The sequence below is a fragment of the Nonomuraea sp. NPDC049646 genome, from assembly GCF_044465525.1.
GTDB lineage: Bacteria > Actinomycetota > Actinomycetes > Streptosporangiales > Streptosporangiaceae > Nonomuraea.
Genome location: NZ_JBITLU010000011.1, coordinates 337,335 through 359,188, shown reverse-complemented (window position 1 = coordinate 359,188; position 21,854 = coordinate 337,335). Strand labels below are relative to the sequence as shown.

Below are 21,854 nucleotides of genomic sequence, written 5' to 3'. Positions count from 1 at the left end.
CATGACTCGTGATCTACCACTAATATCCCGTTAGACATCGGCCATAACGGTCGTTGTACGCCTAATCCCGGGCGTGTTGCCCGGGAGCCGGGGACCCATCGCATCCGGGGTGAATCCGCGCAAGTGGTAGGGACTACTCCCGTGCCCGAACCCGTCAGCTAACCCGGCCGGCAGAGGGAGAGGAACTACCACGTGGCGGCTTCGTCCCCCGCGAGTCTCGCCGTCGGTCTCATCACCGCCACCGCCCTGCTCGTCCATCCGGCCGCCGCCTCAGCCTTCGTGCCAAGAACCGCGGCGGCCGCGCCCAAGCCGTCGGAGGCGGAGCTGCGGGCCCAGCTCAAGCAGCTCAACCGCAAGGTCGACAAGCTGATCGAGACGTACAACCTCAAGCGGGTCGAGCTGGCCAAGGCCCAGGAGGCCGCCACCGCGGCCCAGCAGCGGCTCGCCGCCGCCGAGCAGGCGGTGGCCACGGCCGAGCAGCGGGTCGCCGAGATCGCCCGGATGCGCTACCAGAGCCGCGACGCCTCCCTGCCGGGCTTCATGCTGACCCCGGACGGCAACGGCGCGGCCGTGCTCGAACAGCTCACCGCCGAGCAGCAGGCGGTCGTCGACAGCGTGGCCAAGGCCCGCGACGACCAGAAGAAGGCCGCCGCGGCCGCCGCCGCGCTCGCGACGGAGCTGAAGGCGGGCACGGCGGAGGTGGCCGAGCAGCGCGACGACGCCGAGGACGTCATCGACGACATCAAGAAGAAGCTCCAGGACCTCGTGCCGTTCGGGCCGGGCAAGAAGTCCGACGGGAGCTGGGCGCCCGAGCTGCCGTCCGGCTCGGACAACATCACGCCGCGCACCCGGCTGATGCGCGCGCAGGTGCAGAAGAACTTCTCGCTGCCGTACGACGTGGGCTGCTTCCGGTCCGGCTCCAGCGGCGAGCACCCGCTCGGCCGGGCCTGCGACTTCATGATGAGCACGGGCGGCACCATGCCGAGCGCCGACAACAACGCGCTCGGCGACCGGCTGGCCGCCTGGGCGCTGCAGAACAAGGCCAAGCTGGGCGTCAAGTACGTGATCTGGAAGCAGCGCATCAACCAGGGCTCGGGCTGGCGCGCGATGTCCGACCGCGGCAGCATCACCGAGAACCACTACGACCACGTGCACATCTCGATGAACTAGCCGCGGGCTCAGCGGACGCCGGTGAGCTTGTCGGGGTTGGTGACGGAGTAGACGGCGGCGATCCGGTCGCCCTCGGGCGTCAGATCGACGACGACCACGGCCAGCGGCCCGTCGCCGGAGAAGACGAGCGCGCACGGGTCGCCGGCCACCCGCCGGTAGCGCAGGTCCACCGCGCCCGGGGTCAGCGTCGCGGCGACGGACATGAACAGCGCGGCCACCCGGTCCCGGCCGTGGACCGGGTGCAGGCTGGTGGCCGGCCCCTTGCCGCCGCCGTCGGTCCACAGGGTCACCTCCGGCGCCAGCACCTCCAGCAGGGCCCGCAGGTCGCCGCCGAGTGCCGCCGCGGCGAACCGCTCGGTCACCTCGGCGTGGACGCCGGGCTCGGTCCGGTGACGCGGACGGCGGGCATGGACGTGGCGGCGCGCGCGGGCCGCGAGCTGCCGGACCGCCGCCGGCGAGCGCCCGAGGATGCCGGCCGTCTCCGGATGGCTGAAACCGAACACCTCGTGCAGCACGAAGACCGCTCGTTCCAGCGGTGACAGGGTCTCCAGCACGACCAGCACCGCCATCGACAGCGACTCCCCGCCCCCGGCCGCGTCCCCGGCGTTGTCGGGGGCCGTGACCAGCGGTTCCGGCAGCCAGGGGCCGACGTAGGTCTCCTGCCGGCGGCTCAGGTCCGCGCGCCGGGCGAGCGCCTGGTTCACCGCGATCCGCACCAGATAGGCCCGGACGTTCTCCACCGGCCCGGCCTCCGGCCTGCGGTGCCGGGCGGACCAGGCCAGCCACACCTCCTGCAGCACGTCCTCGGTGTCGGCGACGCTGCCGAGCATGTTGTAGACCACGGAGAACAGCAGCTCCCGGTAGCCCAGGAACTGCTCGGTGGCGGCGTCGGCGGGGTGCCGCGGGGTCGGTGTCATGGCGTGCCTCCTCGTCTGTCGCAACCGAAGAGTCCCGACGCGCAGCGATTGTGACATGCGGCCATCAAGCGTGATCTATGCCACTCGTGTCACAGTTCCCGGCCGGTCGCCCCTCTGTGGTGGCGTCACGACTCACAAAGGAGAGCTTCGATGCGTACATTGATCCGCGACGTCAGGGTGTTCGACGGCGAGCACACCATCGCGACGGCCGACGTGGTGATCGAGGACGGTCTGATCGCCGCTGTCGGCGCCGCCGGGGGCCGCCCGGCCGACGCCGAGGTGGACGGCACGGGCAGGACGCTGCTGCCCGGCCTGATCGACGCGCACACCCACGTGTTCGACGGCAGCCTGGCCCAGGCCCTGCGGTACGGGGTCACCACCGAGCTCGACATGTTCTGCCTGCCCCAGATCCTGGCCGGGCAGCGGCGGCTGGCCGCCGAGCACGACGACGTGGCCGACCTGCGCAGCGCCGGCACGCTGGCCACCGCTCCCGGCGGGCACCCGACCCAGTTGCTGGCGGCCCTGGCGGGCACCGTCCTGGACGGGCTGGACGTGACGGCGATCGACTTCGTCTCCGATCCCGCGCAGGCGCCGGCCTTCGTCCGGGCCCGGCTGGCCGAGGGGGCCGACTACCTCAAGATCGTCATCGACGACGGCGCCGTGCACGGGGCCGACCTCCCGGTCATGACGGCGGAGGTCGCCGCCGCCCTGTCCGCGGCGGCGCACGAGGCGGGCCTGCTGGTCATCGCGCACGCGATCACCGCCGCCGAGGTGGGGATCGCGCTCGACGCCGGCGTCGACGGCCTGGCCCACGTGTGGACCGACCTGGCTCCGGACGACCCGGCCTCGGCGCGCCTGGCCGGGCGGGTGCGCGAGCAGGGCGTCTTCGTGGTGACCACGCTGGCCTACTTCGAGGCGATCACGGCCCGGCACGTCGAGACCGCCGACTGCGCCCGGCCCGGCAGCTCCGCCAACGCCGTGGGCGCGCTGCGGGCCCTGCGCCGCGCGGGCGCGCCCCTGCTCGCCGGGACCGACGCCACCCCGTTCGTGCCCGCCCACGGCGCCGGCCTGCACCGCGAGCTGCGGCTGCTCACGCAGGCCGGGCTCACCGCCGAGGAGGCGCTGGCCGCCGCGACCAGCGTGCCCGCCCGGCACTTCGGGCTGGCCGACCGGGGCCGGATCGCGCCCGGCCTGCGCGCGGACCTGCTGCTGGTCGAGGGCGACGCCACCCGGGACGTCACCGCCGTCGCCGACATCGCCGAGGTCTGGCGTCGCGGGGTGCGCCAGAGCCGGTAGGCCCCGCCCGTGGCGCGCCGGCCGGGTCAGCCGAGCGTGAGGGGGTTGACCAGGTCGGCGTAGACCAGCAGACCGGCCATGATGATCAGCACGAACGCCATCGCGTACGTGAGGGGCAGCACCTTGGCGATGTCGACGTAGCGGGGCTCGGGGCGGCGCATGATCTTGGCGTAGCCGCGCTTGACGCCCTCCCACAGGCCGCCGGCGATGTGGCCGCCGTCGAGGGGCAGCAGCGGGATCAGGTTGAACAGGCCGATCGCCAGGTTGAACCCGGCCAGCAGGCTGACGAAGGTGAACAGCTTGCTCTTGTTGGACATGTCGGAGGCCAGGATCTCGCCGCCGAGCCGGCCCGCGCCCACCACGCCGACCGGGCCCTCGGGGTCGCGCTTCTCGCCGGAGAAGGCGGCGTTCCAGACGCCGACCATCTTCGCCGGCAGGTTGACCATCGAGCCCACGACGCGGCCGGTCAGGTCGCTCATGTAGCCCGGCACCTGCCCGATGCTCTGCTGCTCGAAGACCTGGGAGGGCTTGACGCCGAGGAACCCGACGCCCTTGTCGACCTTGCTCTCGTCGGTCAGGCTCGGCATGTCCTGGGCGATGAGGGTGACATCGAGCGTCATCGGCTTCCCGTCGCGGACGATGCCGAGCTTGACGGGGCCGGCGCCGTGGCCGCGGATCAGGCGGGTGGCGTCCTGCCAGCTCTCGATCTTCTGGCCGTCGAGGGAGACCATGCGGTCGCCCACCTTGACGCCCGCCTTGGCGGCCGGGGTGCGCTCGTCGGTGGGCGCGCACGTCTTGCGCACCTCGGTGGTGGGGATCACGCACGTGTTGGTGTCGGCCGACACGATCGGGGCCGTCTTCGGCAGGCCGATGCCGACCAGCAGGATGCTGAAGAAGATGAAGGCGAGCACGAAGTTCATCGCCGGGCCGCCCGACATGATGATGATCTTCTGCCACCACTTCTTGCGGTAGAAGACGCGGTCCTCGTCGCCGGGCCGCACCTCCTCCATGGCGGCGTCGCGGGCGGTCTCGATCAGGCCCTGCCACGGCCCGGTCCCCGCGCTCCGCAGCCTGCCGGGAGCGTCGCCGGGACGCGGCGGCAGCATGCCGATCATGCGGATGTAGCCGCCGAGCGGCAGCCACTTGATGCCGTACTCGGTCTCGCCCCTGCGGATGGACCAGGCCGTCGAGCCGAAGCCCACCATGTACTGGGTCACCCGGACGCCGAAGATCTTGGCCGGCACGAGATGGCCCACCTCGTGCAGGCCGACGGAGACCATCAACCCCACCAGGAAGAGAAGGATCCCGGCGACAAAGAGCCAGTTCATCTACACGCGCTCCAGGCAGACAGACGGTCTCGACGTTCCCAGACTAGTCGAACTCATCACATCCCTCGGGCTTGCCCGCACTTTGGTGAATCAACGGACCGCATTGACAGTAAGCGATCAGCCGATCACCCTGGGAGACGATGGAGGGGGACGTCTTGATCCGCATACTCATCGCCGAACACCTGCCCTTGGTGCGACGCGGTCTGCAGGCCACGCTCGAAGCCGAGCCCGACCTGCGGGTGGTCGCCGAGACGGGCTGCCCCGACGGTGTGCTGCCGGCCGCGCGGTCGAGCGCGCCCGACGTCGCGATCGTCGACCTCGACCTGCCGGGCCTGCCGGTGGCCACGCATCTGACCGAGCAGATCCCCCGCTGCTCGGTGCTGATCCTCTCCGCGCGGCCGAGCCCCGGCCAGGTGCGCAGGGCGTTCAACGGGAGCGTGCTGGGGTTCATGAGCCTGCGGGTGGCGCCCGAGCGGCTGGCCGAGGGGGTGCGCCAGGTCGCCGCGGGCGGCCGGGCGGTGGAGGCCGAGCTCGCGGTGGCGGCCCTGCAGTCGGCCGCCAACCCGCTCACCCGGCGGGAGCTCGACGTGCTGCGCATCGCGGCGGGCGGGGCGAGATCGACCGAGATCGCCGACCAGTTGTTCCTGTCGGTCGGCACCGTGCGCAACCACCTGTCGCGGATCATGTGCAAGACGGGCGCCCGCAACCGGCTGGACGCCGTGCGCATCGCCAGCGACAGCGGCTGGTTGTGACGGACCGGACGAGATGACGGGCCCGGTGGAGCCGCGCCGCTCCGCCGGGACCCGAACAGTCGAATGATCTCAGCCCGCCGAACCCGTTGCCAGTGACCGTCATCACGACCTGACCCATGTGAAACGTCACTACGGACGCCAGATCAACACCAGCGCGCAGTCGTCGTTGTGGCCCGAGGACATCGCGTTGACCAGCGCCTTCGCGCCGTCGCGGAAACCGGAGGGCAGCAGCCGTTCGGCCTCGCCGAGCAGCCGGTCGAGCCCGGCGTCGATGTCGCGCCCCGGCTGCTCGATCAGGCCGTCGGTGTAGAGCAGCAGCGCGTCGCCCTTGCGCAGGGTGCCGCTGTCGGGCTCGCAGTGCAGGTCGGGCACCACCCCGAGCACCACGCCCTTGGCCGAGGCGACCTGCCAGTTGCCGGTGCCGGAGTCGAGCTTCACCACCGGCGGGTGGCCGGCCGAGGTGATCGTGTAGTCGCCGGTGGCGAGGTCGAGGCGTACGTGCACGGCCGTCACGAAGCCCTCGTCGCCGCGCTGGCGGTGCAGGTAGGCGTTGCACGCGGGCAGGAAGTCGTCGACCGAGCCGAGCAGCCCGCCGAACGTGCCCGACAGCAGCAGCGCGCGGGTGCCGGCGTCGACGCCCTTGCCGGAGACGTCGACCAGGGCGATCTCCACGGAGTCGCCGTCGCGCATGGAGACCAGGAAGTCGCCGCCGAACGACGAGCCCCCGGCCTGCTTGAGCACCACCTTGCCGCCCCAGTCCTTGGGCAGCGGGGGCAGCTCGCCCTGACTCCTGAGCCGGTCGCGCAGCTCCAGCAGCATCGCGTCGCCGCGCAGCCCCTGCACGCCGAGCTTGCCCCTGGTACGGGCCATGAGCACGGCGAGCACGGTGGTGAACACGATCGTCACCGTGAGCCCCAGCCCCACCCGCGCCACCCCGAGCGTGGCCGCGACGTAGGTCAGCGCGACGCCCACCGCCACCAGCAGCTTGACCAGGCTGCGCAGCCGCAGCTGCAGCCCGCCGATCAGGGTGACCAGGATGAGCAGGGACGGCGAGAACCACTCGGTGGACACCTTCGCCGCCAGCAGCCCGATGACGAGCGAGAGCACGGTGAGCGTGATGAGCAGGTTGCGGTCACGGGCCAGCGGCCCTCTCCGGACGAACCGGACGGCGGACACCAGGAACGGCACCCGCACCAGGACCGCACGGACCCGTGGCGGAATCAGCGGCGCCGGACGGGAACTCATGATGCGTGTGACTGTATCGGTCTGACCCCTGTTTGGGCAGCCCACTTGACCAACGCCTTGATCATTAAGCACGGATATTGGGTGGCCGTCCCCCTTTGCCCGCTCCTACCGTGGACGGATGACCTACCCGATCCGTCCCATTGACGAATCCGAGTGGCCGGGCTTCGCCGGCGTGCTCGCAGAGGGGTTCGGCTGGACGCCGCACCCCACCCAGGACGAGCGGTACAAGGCGGCCACGGAGTTCGACCGCACCCTGGTCGCCTTCGACGGCGCCACCATGGCGGGCGTCACGTCCGTCTTCAGCCTCACGATGACCGTCCCCGGCGGACGCCAGATCCCCGTGGCGGGGGTGACCGCGGTCAGCGTGCTTCCCTCGCACCGCCGCCGCGGCGTGCTGTCCGCGCTGATGCGCCGCCAGCTCTCCGACATCCGTGACCGCGGCGAGTCGGTGGCCGCCCTCTACGCCTCGGAGTCGCTGATCTACGGCAGGTTCGGGTACGGCCGGGCGGCCAGCGAACTGTCGTACAAGATCGACAAGCACCGCTCGGACTTCGTGCGGGACGCCCCCACCGACCCGGCGCTCCGGCTCAGGGTGGTCTCCCCCACCGAGGCCAGGGCCGATTTCGAGAAGGTGTTCGCCGCCGTCGTGACCCGGCGTCCCGGCCGGTACGAGCGCAACCGGCACGTCTGGGACGCCTTCCTGGCCGACGAGGAGCACGACAGGGGCGGCTGGGGCTCGCTGCGCGCGGTGCTCGCCGAGGACGACCAGGAGGTGCGCGGCTACGCGCTGTTCCGCACCAAGTCGGCGTGGGACCCCAACGGCGTGCCCAGCGGCGAGCTGCGGGTGTTCGAGCTGGAGGCGACCGATCCGGCGGCCTACGCCCTGCTGTGGCGCAACATGCTGGACCGCGACCTGATCACCAAGCTGGAGGCGTACGCCCGGCCGGTGGACGACGCCCTGATCGCGCTGTTCGCCGACTCCCGCCAGCTCCGCGCGACCTGGTCGGACGAGCTGTGGGTACGCCTGGTCGACGTCGACAGGGCCCTGACCGCCCGCGCCTACGCGGCCCCCGTGGACCTGGTGATCGAGATCGAGGACGACGTGTGCCCGTGGAACGCCGGCCGCCGGCGGCTCACCGCCGACACCGCCGGCGCGGAGTGCAAACCGGTGGACGACGAGCCGCACCTGACGGTGCCGGTGTCCGCGCTCGGCTCGGCGTACATGGGCGACGGCCTGCTCGGCGCGCAGCTCGACGCCGGCCTGCTGCGCGAGCACACGCCGGGCGCGGTGCGGGCGCTGGCCGCGGCCATGGCGTGGAGCCCCAAGCCGCTGGCCGGGCTGGTGTTCTGAGACACAGGACGTAGGCTCTGAGCATGGCCCTGCAAAGTCTGCAGATCACCGTGACCATCGCCATGCGGGCCCGCGACGTGTCCAGGCCGTCGAAGGAGCAGCAGGAGGCCGCCGACCGGCGGCCCCTGCGCGACGAGATGCCCCGGCGCGAGGCCAGGCGCAAGACCTAGGGCAGCGAGGGCAGCTGGCCGATCGTCTCGTAGGTGGTCAGCTGCGCGATGCGCCTGCTGTGGCGCTCGCTGCCGGAGAAGGAGGTGGTCAGGAAGACCTCGACGAACCTGGTCGCCTCCTCGGTCGTGTGCATGCGCGCGCCGATGCTGACGACGTTCGCGTTGTTGTGCTCGCGGGCCAGCGAGGCGGTCTCCTCGCTCCAGGCCAGGGCCGCGCGGATGCCGCGCACCTTGTTGGCCGCGATCTGCTCGCCGTTGCCCGAGCCGCCGATCACCACCCCCAGGCTGCCGGGGTCGCCGGCGACGCCCTCGGCGGCGCGCAGGACGAACGCCGGATAGTCGTCCTCGGCGTCGTAGACGAAGGGACCGCAGTCGGTCACCTCGTGGCCGTGGTCCTTGAGCCAGGACACGAGGTGGTTCTTGAGCTCATAGCCGGCATGGTCGGCACCGATGTAGACACGCACCCGCCCAGTCTTCCACAGCCCCGCCGATCCCACTCGCTGGCTAGAGTAAGGACCCCTACCGTTCCCCAGTCCTTACGAAAGTGGAGACGCATGCGTGAGATCCGCGTCATCGGCGATCCGGTGCTGCGCACGCCCGCCGAGCCCGTCACCGACTTCGACCGCGAGCTGCGCCGCCTGATCGAGGAGATGTTCCAGGCGATGTACGCGGTCAACGGCGTGGGCCTGGCCGGTCCGCAGATCGGCGTGTCGCGGCGGCTGTTCGTCTACGACATCGCCGGGCGCAAGGGCCATGTCGCCAACCCGGTGCTCACCGTCGACGACGCCGAGGAGGTCTCCGACGAGGAGGGCTGCCTGTCGGTGCCCGACCGCCGCACCCGCACGCCGATCTACGCCCCCGTCGCGCGGGCCGCGGGCGTCACCGTCGAGGGCGTCGACCGGTTGCAGCGGCCCGTGCGCATCAAGGCCCGCGGCTCGCTGGCGCGCTGCTTCCAGCACGAGACCGAGCACCTCGACGGCAAGCTGTACGTCGACCGCCTGCCGAAGGACGAGGCCCGCAGGATCATGCTGCGCGCCTAGGCCGCGGCGGGCCGAGGGCCCTACAGCTGCAGCGACTTGATCTCCAGGTACTCCTCCAGGCCGAACTCGCCCAGCTCGCGGCCCACGCCCGACTGCTTGTAGCCGCCGAAGGGGGCCAGCGGGTTGAACTGGCCGCCGTTGACGACGACCTGGCCGGTGCGCAGCCTGCGGGCGACGGCGACCGCGCGCTCCTGGCTGCCCGACCAGACCGCGCCGGCCAGGCCGTACCTGGTGTCGTTGGCGATCTCCACGGCCTGGCCCTCGCTCGTGTACGGGATCAGCGCCAGCACGGGCCCGAAGATCTCCTCCTGCTCGATCGTCATGCCCGGCTCGACCGCGGCGAAGACCGTGGGCTCGACGTAGAAGCCACGCTCGCGGGGACGCTCGGTGCCGCCGGCGACGAGCCTGGCGCCCTCCTCCTGGCCCCGGTTGATGTAGCGGACCACCCGGTCGCGCTGGGCCGCCGACACCAGGGGCCCGACCCTGGTGCCCTCGTCGAAGGGGTCGCCGACGGTGTACTTGCGGGTCGCCTCGACGGCCAGGCGGACGGCGTCGTCGTACTGGTCGCGGTGGACGATCATGCGGGACCAGGCCGAGCAGGTCTGGCCGGCGTTGATGAAGCAGTTGGCCACGCCGACCTTGACGGCCGTGGCCAGGTCGGCGTCGGGCAGGATGATGTTGGCCGACTTGCCGCCGAGCTCCAGCGCCACCCGCTTGACGGTCTCGGCGGCGAGCGCGGCGACCCGGCGGCCGGCCGCGGTGGAGCCGGTGAAGGAGACCATGTCCACCTCGGGATGGGCGGCCATCGCCTCGCCGACGACCGGGCCGCGCCCGCTGACCAGGTTGAACACCCCGGGCGGCAGGCCCACCTCGTCGAGGATCTCGGCCAGCGCGTACGCCGCCAGCGGCGCCACCTCGCTGGGCTTGAGCACCACCGTGCAGCCGGCGGCCAGCGCGGGGCCGACCTTGCAGATGATCTGGTGCAGCGGGTAGTTCCAGGGCGTGATCGCCGCGACGACCCCGATCGGCTCCTTGACCAGCAGCGAGTTGCCGATGCGGGACTCGCGCGGGTAGCTCTCGGCCAGCTGCGCGTAGGAGGACAGCACGGCCGCGGGCATCAGCGTCTGCACCTTGAGCGCGAAGCCGAGGGGTGCGCCCATGTCGGTGGCGATCGTCGCCGCGACGCTCTCGGCGCGCTGCTTGAGCAGCTCGGCCGCGTCGCCGAGGAGCTTGCCGCGCTGGGCCGCCGAGGTGTCGGACCAGGCGGGGAACGCCTCACGCGCCGCCGACACCGCCGCCTCGACGTCGTCGGGGGTGCCCGCGGGCACCCGATCGATGATCTCCTCCGTGGCCGGGTTGGCGACCTCGATGGACTCGTCTGACGTAGAGGCGTTCCAGGAACCGCCGATATACAGCTGGCGCATGGGGCCATCCTCGCGTGCACGTCGTGGGACTGGCGAGAGCACGGATCGAACGGAGGAGGATTCCTCATCCTCCGCGCGTCCGGGAACCTACCGCCAGGGTATGAGTCTTACCCCGGCGGTGGCGACATATCTAGTCGAAGGTGGGCTGTCTGGTACGAGTCCGCTTGAGCTCGAAGAAGTCCTCGAACTCGGTGACGAGAAGCACGCCGTCCCACAGCCTGCCCGCGGCCTCGCCCTTCGGGATGGACGTGATGACGGGGCCGAAGAAGGCGTTGGCGCCGACGCGGATGACGGGGGTGCCGACGTCCTGGCCGACCAGCGTGATGCCCTCCTGGTGGGAGGCGCGCACGGCGTCGTCCCACTCGGTGGAGTGGGCGGCGGCGGCGAGGTCGCGGCTGAGGCCGATCGCCTCCAGGGAGTCCTCGATCAGCTCGCCGAGGCGGCTGAGGTCCTTCATCCCGCGCTCGTTGTGCAGGCGCGTGCCGAGCTCGGTGTAGAGCGGGCCGACGACCTCGTCGCCGTGCGCGGCCCGCGCGGCGGCCACCACGCGGACGGGTTCGATGGCCCTGGCGATGGCCTCACGGTAGGAGTCGGGCACGTCCTTGCCCTCGTTGAGGACGTTGAGGCTCATGACGTGCCAGCGCGGCTCGATGGCGCGTACCTTCTCCACTTCGAGAAGCCATCGTGACGTCGCCCAGGCAAAAGGGCAGAAAGGATCGAACCACAGGTCCACGGGAATCTTCTCAGTCACGTGGGGCCATAACCTGAGGGTGTCGAGGTCCTATTCCCGGCGTGGCAGGATACCGACAAACTACAACGAAGTGGTGAAAAGGAGCGCAACTTGGCAGGCAACCTGACCCGGGACGAGGCTCGCGAGCGCGCCCGGCTGTTGAAGGTCGAGTCGTACGAGGTCGCACTCGACCTGACGGAGGGGGACGAGCGCTTCGAGAGCGTCACGACGGTGCGCTTCACCAGCACCAGCCCGGGCGCCTCCACCTTCATCGACCTGCACGGCGCCAACGTGCGCAAGGTCACCCTCAACGGCACCGACCTCGACGTCTCCTCCTACGACGCCGACAAGGGCCGCTTCCCGCTCCCCTCGCTGGCGGAGTCCAACGAGCTGCTGGTCGACGCCGACTGCAGCTACATGCGCACGGGCGAGGGCCTCCACCGCTTCGTGGACCCGGTCGACCAGAAGGTCTACCTGCACAGCCAGTTCGAGACGGCCGACGCCCACCGCATGTACGCCTGTTTCGACCAGCCCGACCTCAAGGCCGTCTTCCAGCTCACCGTGCTGGCCCCCGCCGACTGGGAGGTCGTCTCCAACGGCGCCGCGGCCAAGGTCGAGGACCTCGATGGGCAGTCCGGCCGCCACGGCGGCGTCCAGGCGGCCAGGCGCTGGGAGTTCGAGCCGACGCCGGTGATCTCGACGTACATCACCGCGCTGGTGGCCGGGCCGTACTACAAGGTCACCTCCGAGCACGACGGCATCCCCCTCGGGCTCTACTGCCGCGCCTCGCTCGGCGAGCACCTCGACGCCGACAACCTCTTCGAGGTCACCAGGCAGGGCTTCGACTTCTTCCACCGGGTGTTCGGCGTCCGCTACCCCTTCACCAAGTACGACCAGCTCTTCGTGCCGGAGTTCAACGCCGGCGCGATGGAGAACGCCGGTTGCGTGACGTTCCTGGAGGACTACGTCTTCCGCTCCCGCGTGACCGACGCGGTCGTCGAGCGGCGCGCCGAGACGATCCTGCACGAGATGGCCCACATGTGGTTCGGCGACCTGGTCACCATGCGCTGGTGGGACGACCTGTGGCTGAACGAGTCCTTCGCCACGTACGTGTCCGTGCTGGCCCAGGCCGAGGCCACCCGCTGGGGCAACGGCGCGTGGACCACGTTCGCGAACGTGGAGAAGTCCTGGGCCTACCGCCAGGACCAGCTCCCCTCCACCCACCCGATCGCCGCCGACATCCCCGACATGCAGGCGGTCGAGGTCAACTTCGACGGCATCACGTACGCCAAGGGCGCCTCGGTGCTCAAGCAGCTCGTCGCCTACGTCGGCCTGGACAACTTCCTGGCCGGGGTGCGCGACTACTTCGCCGAGCACGCCTGGGGCAACACCGAGCTGAAGGACCTGCTCGCCGCCCTTGAGCGCACCTCGGGCCGCGACCTGTCGTCGTGGTCGAAGGAGTGGCTGGAGACCGCTTGGGTCAACACGCTGCGTCCCTCCTTCGAGGTGTCCGACGGCCGCTTCACCTCCTTCGAGGTGCTGCAGGAGGCCCCGGCCGACTACCCGACGCTGCGCTCGCACCGCATCGCCATCGGCCTGTACTCGCTGGCCGACGGCGTGCTCACCCGGACCAGGCGGGTCGAGCTCGACGTGGTGGGCGCCCGTACCAGCGTGGCCGAGCTGGTCGGCGCCGAGCAGCCCGACCTGGTGCTGCTCAACGACGACGACCTGACCTACGCCAAGATCAGGCTGGACGAGCGTTCCCTGCGCACGCTCGTCGAGGGCGGCATCGCGGCCTTCACCGAGTCGCTGCCGCGCGCCCTGTGCTGGTCGGCGGCCTGGGACATGACCCGCGACGGCGAGATGTCCACCCGCGACTACGTCCGGCTGGTCATCTCCGGCGCGGGCACGGTCTCCGACATCACGGTCCTGCAGGCGGTGCTGCGCCAGGCGCGCCAGGCCGTCCAGCAGTACGCCGCCCCGGCCTGGCGGGCCGAGGGCGAGGCGCTGCTGGCCGCCGAGCTGCGCTCGCTGCTCGGCTCGGCCGCGCCCGGCTCCGACCACCAGCTCGCCTTCCTCCAGGCGTTCGCCCCGGTCGCGGTCGCCGGCGCCGACCTCGACCTGCTGCAGGCCATCCTCGACGGCACCGGCGTGCCCGAGGGGCTGACCGTCGACGCCGACCTGCGCTGGACGCTGGTGGCGGCGCTGGTCTCCGGCGGCCGGCTGGGCGAGCCCGACATCGCCGCCGAGCTGGAGCGCGACCCTACGGCGACGGGTGAGCGGTCGGCCGCGCTGTGCCGGGCCGCGATCCCGACGGCCGAGGCCAAGGCGGCGGCGTGGGACCGGATCGTGGGCGGCGACCTGGCCAACCACATCGCCCGCAACACCATCGCCGGCTTCCAGGACGCGCACCACGCCGAGCTGCTGGAGCCGTACCGGGAGAAGTACTTCGCCGAGGTCGGGCGCGTCTACCGCGAGTGGACGTTCGAGAAGGCCTCGACGTTCGCCATGAACTGCTTCCCCGCGCTGCTCATCGAGCCCGCCACGGTCAAGGCGGCCCAGGACTTCCTGGCCGCCGAGCAGCCGCCGCAGGCCCTGCGCAGGCTGATCCTGGAGGGCGCCGACGGCGTCAGCCGCGCCCTGCGCAACCGCGAGACCGACGCGGCGTCAGCCTGATCCGTCCGGGTCCCCGCCATGCCCGGCGGGGACCTGGCTTCGCGCTGCGCCGAATACGGCCTGAGCACGGAGACCGGGTGTTAGCCTCAAGTACGTGCTAGGCGCCGGTACCACGCTCAACGACCGCTACGTGCTGGCCGACCGCCTCGGCGGCGGCGGCATGGGCGAGGTCTGGCGTGCCGACGACCTGGTGCTGGGCCGGGCCGTCGCGGTCAAGGTGATGATGCCCGCCCTGTCGGAGAACCCCACCTTCACCCAGCGCTTCCAGAACGAGGCCAGGGCCATGGCCACGCTCAGGCACCGCGGCGTGGTCGGCGTCTACGACTACGGCGTCCACGAGGCCGACGGGCGCCGGGTCAGCTACCTGGTGATGGAGTACGTCCGGGGCGAGTCGCTCGACCGGGTCCTGCGGCGCGGCCCGCTCGGCGCGCAGGAGGCCATGCGCCTGGTCGCCGAGGTGGGCGACGCGCTGGCCGCGGCCCACGCCCAGGGGATCGTCCACCGCGACGTCAAGCCGGCCAACCTCATGGTGCGGCCCGACGGGCAGGTCGCGCTGACCGACTTCGGGGTCGCCCACTCCGGCTCGGCCGGTCACCTCACGGCCACCGGCACGATGCTCGGCTCGGCCGCCTACTGCGCGCCGGAGATGGCCGCGGGCAACGAGGTCACCCCCGCCGTCGACGTCTACGCGCTGGGCGTGGTGGCCTACGAGTGCCTGACCGGGCGGCTGCCGTACCAGGGGGACACCCCTGTGCAGATCATCTTCAAGCATCTCAACGCGCCCGTGCCCGAGCCGCCCGCCGAGCTGCCGCCGGCCGTGCGCCAGGTGGTGACGCGGGCGCTGCAGAAGGACCCGGCGCAGCGGTGGTCGTCGGCGTCCGACATGGCGCGGGCGGCCCGCGCGTCGGTCACCGGCGCGGCCCTGCCCGGCCCGCCGCTCACCGGTTCCCCGGCGACGCCGCCCACGACGGGCTCCCACGCGGGCCTCCCCACGGGCTCCTACACAGGTCTTCCCACGGACCCCCACACGGGTCTCCCCATGGGCTCCGGCGCGGGCCTTCCCACGGGCTCCCATCCGGGTCCGCCCACGGGTTCCCACCCGGGCCTCCAGCCGACGGGCGTCATGCCCGTGGCCGACGCCGGCTCGCCGCTCACCATGCCCTCGGCCCCCGCCGGCGGCAGCTCCCGCCGCCGTCGCACGCTGACGGCCCTGGCCACGATGGCGGCCGCCGTGGTGGTCTCGGCCGCGGTGGCGGGGTCGGTGTGGCTGCGTCCGGCCGAGCCCGCCAGCACGGGCCAGGTGCTGCCGCCTGCCGACGAGACCACGCAGGTCCACAGCCCGAGCAGCCCCGAGCACACCACCAGGGAGCCCGCGCCGCCGACCAAGGCCGTGCCGAGCGCCAAGCCGAGCGGCACCACCAGCGCGACCCCCGGCCCGACCGTGGCCCCCACCACCCCGAGCGCCACGCCCACCGTCTCGCCGAAGCCCACGCCGACCGTGACCACCTCCGAGCCCGAGCCGACCCAGGAGCCCACCCAGCCCCCTGAGGAGCCCACGGACGAGCCCACGGTCACCAGCCCGCCCGAAGACGTCCAATGCGTACGCGCCCCATGCCCGTGACCACCCCGGCCCACCCGGCGCGTGGGCGCGCCGTGATCACTCCGGAGCGTCCTGTGCGTGCGCGCCCCGCGTCCGTGACCAATCCAGGACGTCCGGAGCGTGCGCGTCCCGAGGCCGTGGCCGGTTCAGGACGTCTGGTGCCTGTGTGCCCCATGTCCGTGACTGCTGCAAGATCGTGAGAAAGTCTTCGCGTGGATTCGACTCGTGAGCTGCTGATCGCCCTCGCCCGCCGGTACGCCTTCGCCGACCTGGGAGCGCTCGCCCCCACGGCCGAGATCTCCGACGTGTGCGAGTTCGGGCAGCGGCTGCTCTCGCTCGACGCCGAGGACTTCGCCGCCGAGGCCAGGTCCGTACCGGCCGACCTGCGCCGGCTCGCCCGCGCCTGCCACATGCCGCAGACGCCGCGGGAGCAGCCGCGCGGGGCCCTGGAGTCGCTCAAGCCCGCCTACGGCCTGCTGCTCGAAGTGATCGCCGTCCGCTGGCACCGGCGGGAGCTGAGCCCCATGATCGCGGCCGTGCACATCGCCAGCGAGTACCTGCCGCTGTTGGCGTTCGAGCCGCAGCTCGGCCACGCCGGCGACCCGGCCCGCTGGCCCGCCGGCCTGAGCGCGCCCGGGAGCAGGTTCGGCGTGATCGGCGACCGTGAGTGCGACCACACCAAGTCCGAGCAGTCGGCCACCAACCGCACGCTGCGGGTGTCGGTCGAGCCCGGCGAGGGCTGGCGGGCCTACTTCGACCGGCAGCACAGCCAGCTGGCGGGCGCGCTCGCGGTCTGCGTCGCGACCTGCCGCAACCCCTGCACGGCCATGGACTGGATCGACCCCGAGCCCCGCGCCGACCTGCAGGTACGCGCCCGTACCGCGCTGACCTTCGCCGAGACGCCGCTCGTCCGGCTGCGGCACGCCGCACCCGTCGGGCACGGGTTCGGGGTGCCGTCGCCGGAGGAGGTGCTCGACGCCTGGGAGCGCAGCCGGACGGCTCTGGACAAGAACGCGGTGGGCGCCACCGCCGCCAAGGACGACGGTTTCCCGCTGCCGGGGCTGCCCGCGCTGTTCTCGGCCGTGGCCGGAGCGCCGATCGAACCGTCCAGCCTGCTCGCGGGCGTCAGCGACCACGTCGTCACCCTGCTGCAACGCGCCTGAGCCGACGGACGCGTCCCCTTGGGCCCGAGGGGGACGCGCGGGGCTGCCCGCTCGGGCCGACCGGGTGTTCGGTCCGGCCTTACCCGATGGCGGGGCCGCCATGTGAGCTTGGAGGGCGCCCAGCGTGACCGTGCTCCACTCTGCGCGATCGCGCCTGCGAGGCCGACCCGGTGGTGCCATCAGTGGTGGTGGGTGGCTTGGTCGCCCAGGGCGGTGATGCCGTACAGGAGGCCGCCGATCAGGTCGCCCGCGCTGAAGGCGGTGGCCATCGACAGGGCGGTGAGCCGGCAGACGCCGTCGCTCAGCCGCCGCCTCGCGTTCGGGCCGGTCACGATCTCCAGGCCGTGTCCCGCCGGATCGACGAACACCACCACGGCGTCGGCCGACTCCGCGCCCAGTGCGGTGTGCAGGCGCTCGGCGAAGTGCCGTCGCGCGCCGACCGGCTCGCCCAGGAACACGCCGAAGCGCAATCCGCTGCGCCGCTCGGCCCTCTGGACGGCCCTCCTGAGGTCGTCGACCTGAGCCGTCGTCAGCGCCCGCCTCGGCGCCCGTGTCGGTGCCTGGGTCGGTGCCTGGGTCGGTGCCTGCACAGAGGGCTGGTCAGAGGGCTGGTTCGGGGGGTGCATCGTGGCCTCACCAGCCGGCTGATGCGCCGCCGAGGCGGTCGGCCGGGTCGGCGGTGGCGGCCATGGCCGAGGCGGCCCAGTCGGGGGCGGGCGGTCGCGCCCAGGGGGCGGCACCGTCGGCCAGCACCCGTGCCGACGTGCTCACGCCGTGCTCGCTCCCGCCCGGCCCGCCCAGCCACACCGGGCCGGGCTCCACCACCCTGGACGAGCCCCGCCCCGGCACCATGACCAGCAGGCTGATCAGTACGAACAGCCCCAAGGACACCCCGATGAGAAAGAGCAGACTTTCCGCCGCGCTGTTCACACGACGAACGTAATCCTCCGGCGGGTGCCCGGCCAGACCCGTACGGTGACCCTCCTACCAGACGGACGGCCGCCGCTCGCCCCAGAATCCGCCCACAGCCGCCTCGACCTGGGCTGACAGCGAGATCAGGGTGCCCTCGCCGCCGATCCGCCCGGCCAGCATGACGCCGATCGGCAGGCCCTCGGCGCTCCAGTGCAGCGGCAGGTTCACCGCGGGCTGGCCGCTGACGTTGTAGATCGCCGGGAAGGCGGCGAAGCGCTTCATGCGTTCGAACGTCTCCTCGACGTCGTCCACGTCCTCGAACCAGCCGACCGGCCTGGGCGGCTGGGTGAGGGTCGGGGTGAGCACGGCGTCGTAGGCGTTCGTGATCGTGAGCGCGCCCCGGGTGGCGAGTTGCAGGGCGGCCTGGGCCTGGAGGAACGCGGGGGCGGTGGTGGCCAGGCCGCGCTCGCGCAGCCACCGGGTGAGCGGCCTGAGCAGGTGCCGCTGCTCGTCGGCGACCGGGTGCATGCAGGCGAAGGTGTACCAGAGGGTGACGAACTGCGGCACGAGGTCCGCGCCGAACGGCCTGGGGATCTCCACGACCTCGTGCCCGAGGCCGGCGAGGATCGCGGCGGCGCTCTCGTACGCGGCCAGCACCTCGGGATCGACCTCGGCCCCCGGCACGACGGGGTCGGCGTAGCGGGCGATGCGCAGCCGTCCGGGGTCGCGGCCGGCGCAGGCGAGGTAGGTGCCCTCGTGCCGGGGCGCGAGGTAGAGGTCGCCGGGCTCGTTGTGCGCCATGACGTCGAGCAGGGCCGCGGCGTCGGCCACGGTACGGGCGATCGGGCCGTTCGTGGACATGCCGGCCAGGTCGGGGATGATCGGGGCGAAGCTGATCCGGCCACGGGTGGGCTTGATGCCGTACAGGCCGCACGCCGAGGCCGGGATGCGGATCGAGCCCGCGCCGTCGCTGCCCTGGGCGGCCGGCGCCAGCCCGGCGGCCACGGCGGCGGCCGCTCCCCCGCTGGACCCGCCGGCCGACGTGCCGAGGTCCCAGGGCGAGCGGGCGGGCGGCGAGACGTCGGTCTCGGTGTAGCAGGGCAGCCCGAACTCGGGGGTGGCGGTCTTGCCCAGCATGACCGTGCCGGCCTCGCGCAGCCGCGTCACGACCGTGTCGTCCACCGGCGCGACGAACCCCTGATAGGCGGCCGAGCCGAAGGTGATCGGCACGTCCTTGACCAGATTGAGGTCCTTCACGGGGATCGGCACCCCGGCCAGCGGCCCGTCGGGCAGCTCCTTCTCCAGGCGGCGCGCCTGGTCGAGCGCCTGTTCGGCGGTCACGGTGACGTACGCGCCGACCGAGGGGTCGATCCGCTCGATCCGGTCGAGGTAGTGCTGGGCGAGCTCGACCGGCGAGACGTCACGGTCGCGGACGGCCCGGGCCTGTTCGAGCGCGGAAAGCTCGTGTATTTCTCGCACGATCGGCACACTAGGCATCTCTAGAGAAGAACGTAAGACATACCCCGAAAACATGAGTGGAACACGATGAGCTGGGCCATAAAACTATGGACAGGTCAACACTAGGAATCGTTCCGATCTCCGAGCTACGGTGAGTTACGTGGACTCCGACAACCAGCGAGAAGACGGTCACAACGCGTCACCCATCTGGGTGAGCGACCGGCCAGAGGGCGAGCGCACCGCCGCCGCGACACCATCGGCGCCCACCACCACCTACGCGCCCGTGGAACGCGCGTCCGTGCGTGACCTGCTCCAGGAGCCGCGCTTCCGCCGCCTGCGCAACCGCGCGCTCGTGGCGATCGGCGTGGCGATCGTGGTGGGTTTCCTGCTGCGCGACTGGCGTCTGGGCGTGACCGCCGGGGTGGTCGCGGCCATCCTGGAGGCGGTCTACCGCGCGCGGTCCCATTCCACGGTGCCGGCGTGGCGGCGCGCGTCCGTGGCCGAGCGGCGTACCGAGGGGCAGCTCCGCAGGCTGGAGCGCAGCGGCTACCGCACCCTGCACGCCAGGGCGATCCCCGGCAGCGAGGCCCAGATCGACCACCTCGTGGTGGGGCCGACCGGCGTCTACGCCGTGGACTCCGAGAAGTGGGACAAACGGCTTCCCGTCCGCGTCCAGTCGGGCAAGAAGCTCTTCCACGGCCCCTTCGACATGAAGCCGCGGCTGACCGAGGCCAAGTGGGAGGCGTCCCAGGCCAGCGAGCTGATCAGCAAGGCGTTCGGCCGCGAGGTCGTCGTCGTGCCCTCCCTGGCCATCTACGGGCCGCCCGTGCCGTGGAAGATCATGACGATCCGCGGCGTGGACGTCTACCAGGGCGACCGGGCGCGCAAGTGGATCACCAAGCGCGAGCGGGCGCTGACCCCGGCCGAGATCGACCGGCTCTACGACATCGCCGCCCAGGTCCTGCCCGCCCGGTACGGCGAGGGCTAGGACGACCGGCCGACCCCGCGGAGTCAGGCTCCGCGGGGCTTTTTCACGTCTGCCGACAGCCGGGCGCCGAAGTCGTCCAGCTCGGCGGCCAGCACACCGCTGGGCGGCAGCGCGTCCGGCAGGCGGGACACCAGGGCCGTGCCCACCCCGGCGATGCGGACGATGTGGTCGATCAGCGCCTCCCGGTCCTGCGGCCACGGGAAGGACGGCTGGGCGATGAGCAGCGAGACGCAGCCGTGCACGGCCGACCAGAGGCCGAGCGCCAGCTCCTCGGGGTCGCCTTCGAGCACGCCGGCCGCCACGCAGGCGGCGACGGCGTCCGCCATGTGGCGGAAGCACGCGGCGGCGGCCGGCGGCACGCCCTGCACGGCCGAGGGCCGCATCATCAGCACCCGGTACTGCACGGGATGGTCGAGGGCGAAGCGGGCGTAGGCCCGTCCGCAGCGGCCGAGCGCGAGGAACGGGTCGCCGGTCAGGTTCTCGCTGAACATCCGGCCGAACTCGTCCCACACGCGCAGGCAGACGGCCTCCAGCAGCGCCTCCCTGTCGGCGAAGTGCAGGTAGACCGAGGGCGTGGACACCCCGGCGCGCTGGGCGACGGCGCGCAGGGTGAGGGCGTCCTCGCTGCCGGACTCGGTCAGCAGGTGCTCGGCCGCGCGCAGGATCTCCTCCCGCAGCAGGCCGCCTTCTCCGCGCCGGGCGCGCACACGTCTCGCAGCGGTCATGGCTCTCAGATTGACGCCGTCAGGTTGACGGTGTCAATCTGACTTCTGCTGAAGGGATATCGCGAAAAATGGGGACTTTCGGGGAGGCGACCGCGCTGGTCGCCCGCGGCGCGGACGAGTTCGGCGCCACGCTGGACGCCCAGTGGAGCGTGGGCACCAAGCTGCACGGCGGCTACCTGCTGGCGGTGCTGGCCCGCGCCGCCTGCCAGAGCGGCGCCGGCGAGCGGCACCCGCACGTGACCGCCGTGAGCGGCGCCTTCGTCGAGCCGCCCGCGCCCGGCCCGGCGGACGTGCGCGTGGAGCCGCTGCGGATCGGCCGGAGCCTGGCCCAGGTCCGGGTCTCGCTGGCCCAGGAGGGCAGGGTACGCGTCGAGTCGCACGTCACGCTCGGCGTCCTGGACGACGGCGACCCCTGGTGGACCTCGCTCCCCCCGGTCGAGCTGCCCGCCGAGGAGGACTGCTTCCTCGCGCCCACCGACCCGCCCGGCGCGGACTTCGCCGTGCCGCTGATGGCCGTGGTCGAGGAGCGCGTCGACCCGGCGCATCTGGCGTTCGCGTTCGGGGCGCCGACCGGGAAGGGCGAGATCGCGAGCTGGCAGCGCCTGGCCGACGGCTCCGACTGGGACCCGCTGAGCCTGCTGGTGGCGCTCGACCCGGTGCCGCCGGTCTCGTTCGACCTGGGGCTGTCCGGCTGGGTGCCGACGATCCAGCTCTCGGCCTTCATCCGCCGGCTGCCCGCCCCCGGCCCGATCAGGGTCCGCCTGTCGGCCACGGACGTCGGCGGCGACCGCATGGACGAGGTGGCCCACGTATGGGACTCCAAGGGACGGCTGGTGGCCCAGGCGACCCAGCTAGCGGCCGTACGGTTGCCGGACTGAGCCGTCCGGGTAGTGGACACGCGTCTCAGGT

General features: G+C 72.2%; 21 protein-coding genes and 1 riboswitch. Of the genes, 11 read left to right on the top strand and 10 right to left on the bottom strand.

The genetic code is table 11. From position 1 onward, the window contains the following. The first annotated feature begins 48 nt into the window (after nt 1-48). A riboswitch (cyclic di-AMP (ydaO/yuaA leader) is annotated at nt 49-187 on the top strand. 5 nt (nt 188-192) lie between these two features. Further along, complete coding sequence (locus tag ACIBQ8_RS32125) at nt 193-1,170, top strand: coiled-coil domain-containing protein (protein WP_397179407.1); 978 nt, start codon at nt 193-195, stop codon at nt 1,168-1,170. Nucleotides 1,171-1,178: 8 nt separating this feature from the next. Here ACIBQ8_RS32125 and sigJ read toward each other — a convergent pair whose 3' ends face one another. Beyond that, nucleotides 1,179-2,087, bottom strand: a complete 909-nt coding sequence (sigJ, locus tag ACIBQ8_RS32120) for an RNA polymerase sigma factor SigJ (protein ID WP_397193738.1) — start codon at nt 2,085-2,087, stop codon at nt 1,179-1,181. A gap of 150 nt (nt 2,088-2,237) precedes the next feature. Here sigJ and ACIBQ8_RS32115 point away from each other — a divergent pair, with 150 nt between their 5' ends. After that, a complete protein-coding gene (locus tag ACIBQ8_RS32115; RefSeq protein ID WP_397193737.1) occupies nt 2,238-3,383 on the top strand; it encodes an amidohydrolase family protein in 1,146 nt (381 codons plus the stop codon). A gap of 26 nt (nt 3,384-3,409) precedes the next feature. Here ACIBQ8_RS32115 and ACIBQ8_RS32110 read toward each other — a convergent pair whose 3' ends face one another. After that, a complete protein-coding gene (locus ACIBQ8_RS32110; RefSeq protein WP_397179404.1) occupies nt 3,410-4,711 on the bottom strand; it encodes a M50 family metallopeptidase in 1,302 nt (433 codons plus the stop codon). Between the two features lie 155 nt (nt 4,712-4,866). Here ACIBQ8_RS32110 and ACIBQ8_RS32105 point away from each other — a divergent pair, with 155 nt between their 5' ends. After that, a complete protein-coding gene (locus ACIBQ8_RS32105) occupies nt 4,867-5,463 on the top strand; it encodes a response regulator transcription factor (protein ID WP_397193736.1) in 597 nt (198 codons plus the stop codon). A 129-nt stretch (nt 5,464-5,592) separates the two neighbouring features. Here the strand turns inward: ACIBQ8_RS32105 and ACIBQ8_RS32100 are convergent, their stop codons facing one another. Continuing rightward, nucleotides 5,593-6,708, bottom strand: a complete 1,116-nt coding sequence (locus ACIBQ8_RS32100) for a PP2C family protein-serine/threonine phosphatase (protein WP_397179402.1) — start codon at nt 6,706-6,708, stop codon at nt 5,593-5,595. A gap of 118 nt (nt 6,709-6,826) precedes the next feature. Between ACIBQ8_RS32100 and ACIBQ8_RS32095 the strand changes: the two genes are divergently transcribed. Together ACIBQ8_RS32095 and ACIBQ8_RS32090 are read left to right on the top strand one after the other, a co-directional pair. Further along, entirely contained in the window at nt 6,827-8,059 is a 1,233-nt protein-coding gene (locus ACIBQ8_RS32095) for a GNAT family N-acetyltransferase (protein WP_397193735.1), read from the top strand. Nucleotides 8,060-8,082: 23 nt separating this feature from the next. Further along, nucleotides 8,083-8,229 carry a hypothetical protein gene (locus tag ACIBQ8_RS32090; RefSeq protein ID WP_397179400.1) on the top strand — a complete coding sequence of 49 codons (147 nt, stop codon included), beginning with the start codon at nt 8,083-8,085 and terminating at the stop codon, nt 8,227-8,229. Here the strand turns inward: ACIBQ8_RS32090 and ACIBQ8_RS32085 are convergent. Further along, nucleotides 8,226-8,693: a ribose-5-phosphate isomerase gene (locus tag ACIBQ8_RS32085; RefSeq protein WP_352360446.1), complete on the bottom strand. Its 468-nt coding sequence runs from the start codon at nt 8,691-8,693 to the stop codon at nt 8,226-8,228. The two genes, ACIBQ8_RS32090 and ACIBQ8_RS32085, sit on opposite strands and share 4 nt — an antisense overlap. A gap of 90 nt (nt 8,694-8,783) precedes the next feature. Here ACIBQ8_RS32085 and def point away from each other — a divergent pair, with 90 nt between their 5' ends. Continuing rightward, nucleotides 8,784-9,269, top strand: coding sequence for a peptide deformylase (gene def / locus ACIBQ8_RS32080; protein ID WP_387653161.1), 486 nt, complete (start codon nt 8,784-8,786; stop codon nt 9,267-9,269). Between the two features lie 20 nt (nt 9,270-9,289). Here def and ACIBQ8_RS32075 read toward each other — a convergent pair whose 3' ends face one another. Both ACIBQ8_RS32075 and ACIBQ8_RS32070 read right to left on the bottom strand, forming a co-directional pair. Further along, on the bottom strand, nt 9,290-10,693 hold the full coding sequence (locus ACIBQ8_RS32075) for an aldehyde dehydrogenase family protein (RefSeq protein WP_397179399.1): 1,404 nt from the start codon (nt 10,691-10,693) through the stop codon (nt 9,290-9,292). Between the two features lie 130 nt (nt 10,694-10,823). Further along, nucleotides 10,824-11,444: a disulfide bond formation protein DsbA gene (locus ACIBQ8_RS32070; protein WP_397179398.1), complete on the bottom strand. Its 621-nt coding sequence runs from the start codon at nt 11,442-11,444 to the stop codon at nt 10,824-10,826. A gap of 90 nt (nt 11,445-11,534) precedes the next feature. On the opposite strand from ACIBQ8_RS32070, the gene pepN reads away from it, so the two are divergent. The 3 genes from pepN (at nt 11,535) to ACIBQ8_RS32055 (ending at nt 16,862) form a co-directional block, all read left to right on the top strand. Continuing rightward, nucleotides 11,535-14,099 (top strand): aminopeptidase N, encoded by a 2,565-nt coding sequence (pepN, locus tag ACIBQ8_RS32065; protein WP_397179397.1) that lies wholly within the window; start codon nt 11,535-11,537, stop codon nt 14,097-14,099. A gap of 94 nt (nt 14,100-14,193) precedes the next feature. Then, nucleotides 14,194-15,720 carry a protein kinase gene (locus ACIBQ8_RS32060; RefSeq protein WP_397179396.1) on the top strand — a complete coding sequence of 509 codons (1,527 nt, stop codon included), beginning with the start codon at nt 14,194-14,196 and terminating at the stop codon, nt 15,718-15,720. A gap of 191 nt (nt 15,721-15,911) precedes the next feature. Next, nucleotides 15,912-16,862: a hypothetical protein gene (locus ACIBQ8_RS32055; protein ID WP_352360458.1), complete on the top strand. Its 951-nt coding sequence runs from the start codon at nt 15,912-15,914 to the stop codon at nt 16,860-16,862. A gap of 179 nt (nt 16,863-17,041) precedes the next feature. On the opposite strand, the gene ACIBQ8_RS32050 is transcribed toward ACIBQ8_RS32055, so the two are convergent. The 3 genes from ACIBQ8_RS32050 to ACIBQ8_RS32040 all read right to left on the bottom strand — a co-directional run bounded on the left by ACIBQ8_RS32050 (nt 17,042) and on the right by ACIBQ8_RS32040 (nt 19,253). After that, on the bottom strand, nt 17,042-17,452 hold the full coding sequence (locus ACIBQ8_RS32050) for a DUF5130 family protein (RefSeq protein WP_397193734.1): 411 nt from the start codon (nt 17,450-17,452) through the stop codon (nt 17,042-17,044). A 43-nt stretch (nt 17,453-17,495) separates the two neighbouring features. Next, the gene (locus ACIBQ8_RS32045; RefSeq protein WP_397193733.1) at nt 17,496-17,747 is read right to left on the bottom strand and encodes a hypothetical protein; all 252 of its coding nucleotides are present in this window, start codon (nt 17,745-17,747) and stop codon (nt 17,496-17,498) included. A 99-nt stretch (nt 17,748-17,846) separates the two neighbouring features. Beyond that, nucleotides 17,847-19,253: an amidase gene (locus tag ACIBQ8_RS32040; RefSeq protein WP_397193732.1), complete on the bottom strand. Its 1,407-nt coding sequence runs from the start codon at nt 19,251-19,253 to the stop codon at nt 17,847-17,849. A 139-nt stretch (nt 19,254-19,392) separates the two neighbouring features. Here ACIBQ8_RS32040 and ACIBQ8_RS32035 point away from each other — a divergent pair, with 139 nt between their 5' ends. Then, nucleotides 19,393-20,220: a nuclease-related domain-containing protein gene (locus ACIBQ8_RS32035; RefSeq protein WP_397179392.1), complete on the top strand. Its 828-nt coding sequence runs from the start codon at nt 19,393-19,395 to the stop codon at nt 20,218-20,220. A gap of 23 nt (nt 20,221-20,243) precedes the next feature. Here ACIBQ8_RS32035 and ACIBQ8_RS32030 read toward each other — a convergent pair whose 3' ends face one another. Then, entirely contained in the window at nt 20,244-20,945 is a 702-nt protein-coding gene (locus ACIBQ8_RS32030; RefSeq protein WP_397179391.1) for a TetR/AcrR family transcriptional regulator, read from the bottom strand. Between the two features lie 68 nt (nt 20,946-21,013). Between ACIBQ8_RS32030 and ACIBQ8_RS32025 the strand changes: the two genes are divergently transcribed. Continuing rightward, nucleotides 21,014-21,823: a thioesterase family protein gene (locus ACIBQ8_RS32025; protein ID WP_397193731.1), complete on the top strand. Its 810-nt coding sequence runs from the start codon at nt 21,014-21,016 to the stop codon at nt 21,821-21,823. The last annotated feature ends 31 nt before the right edge of the window (nt 21,824-21,854 follow it).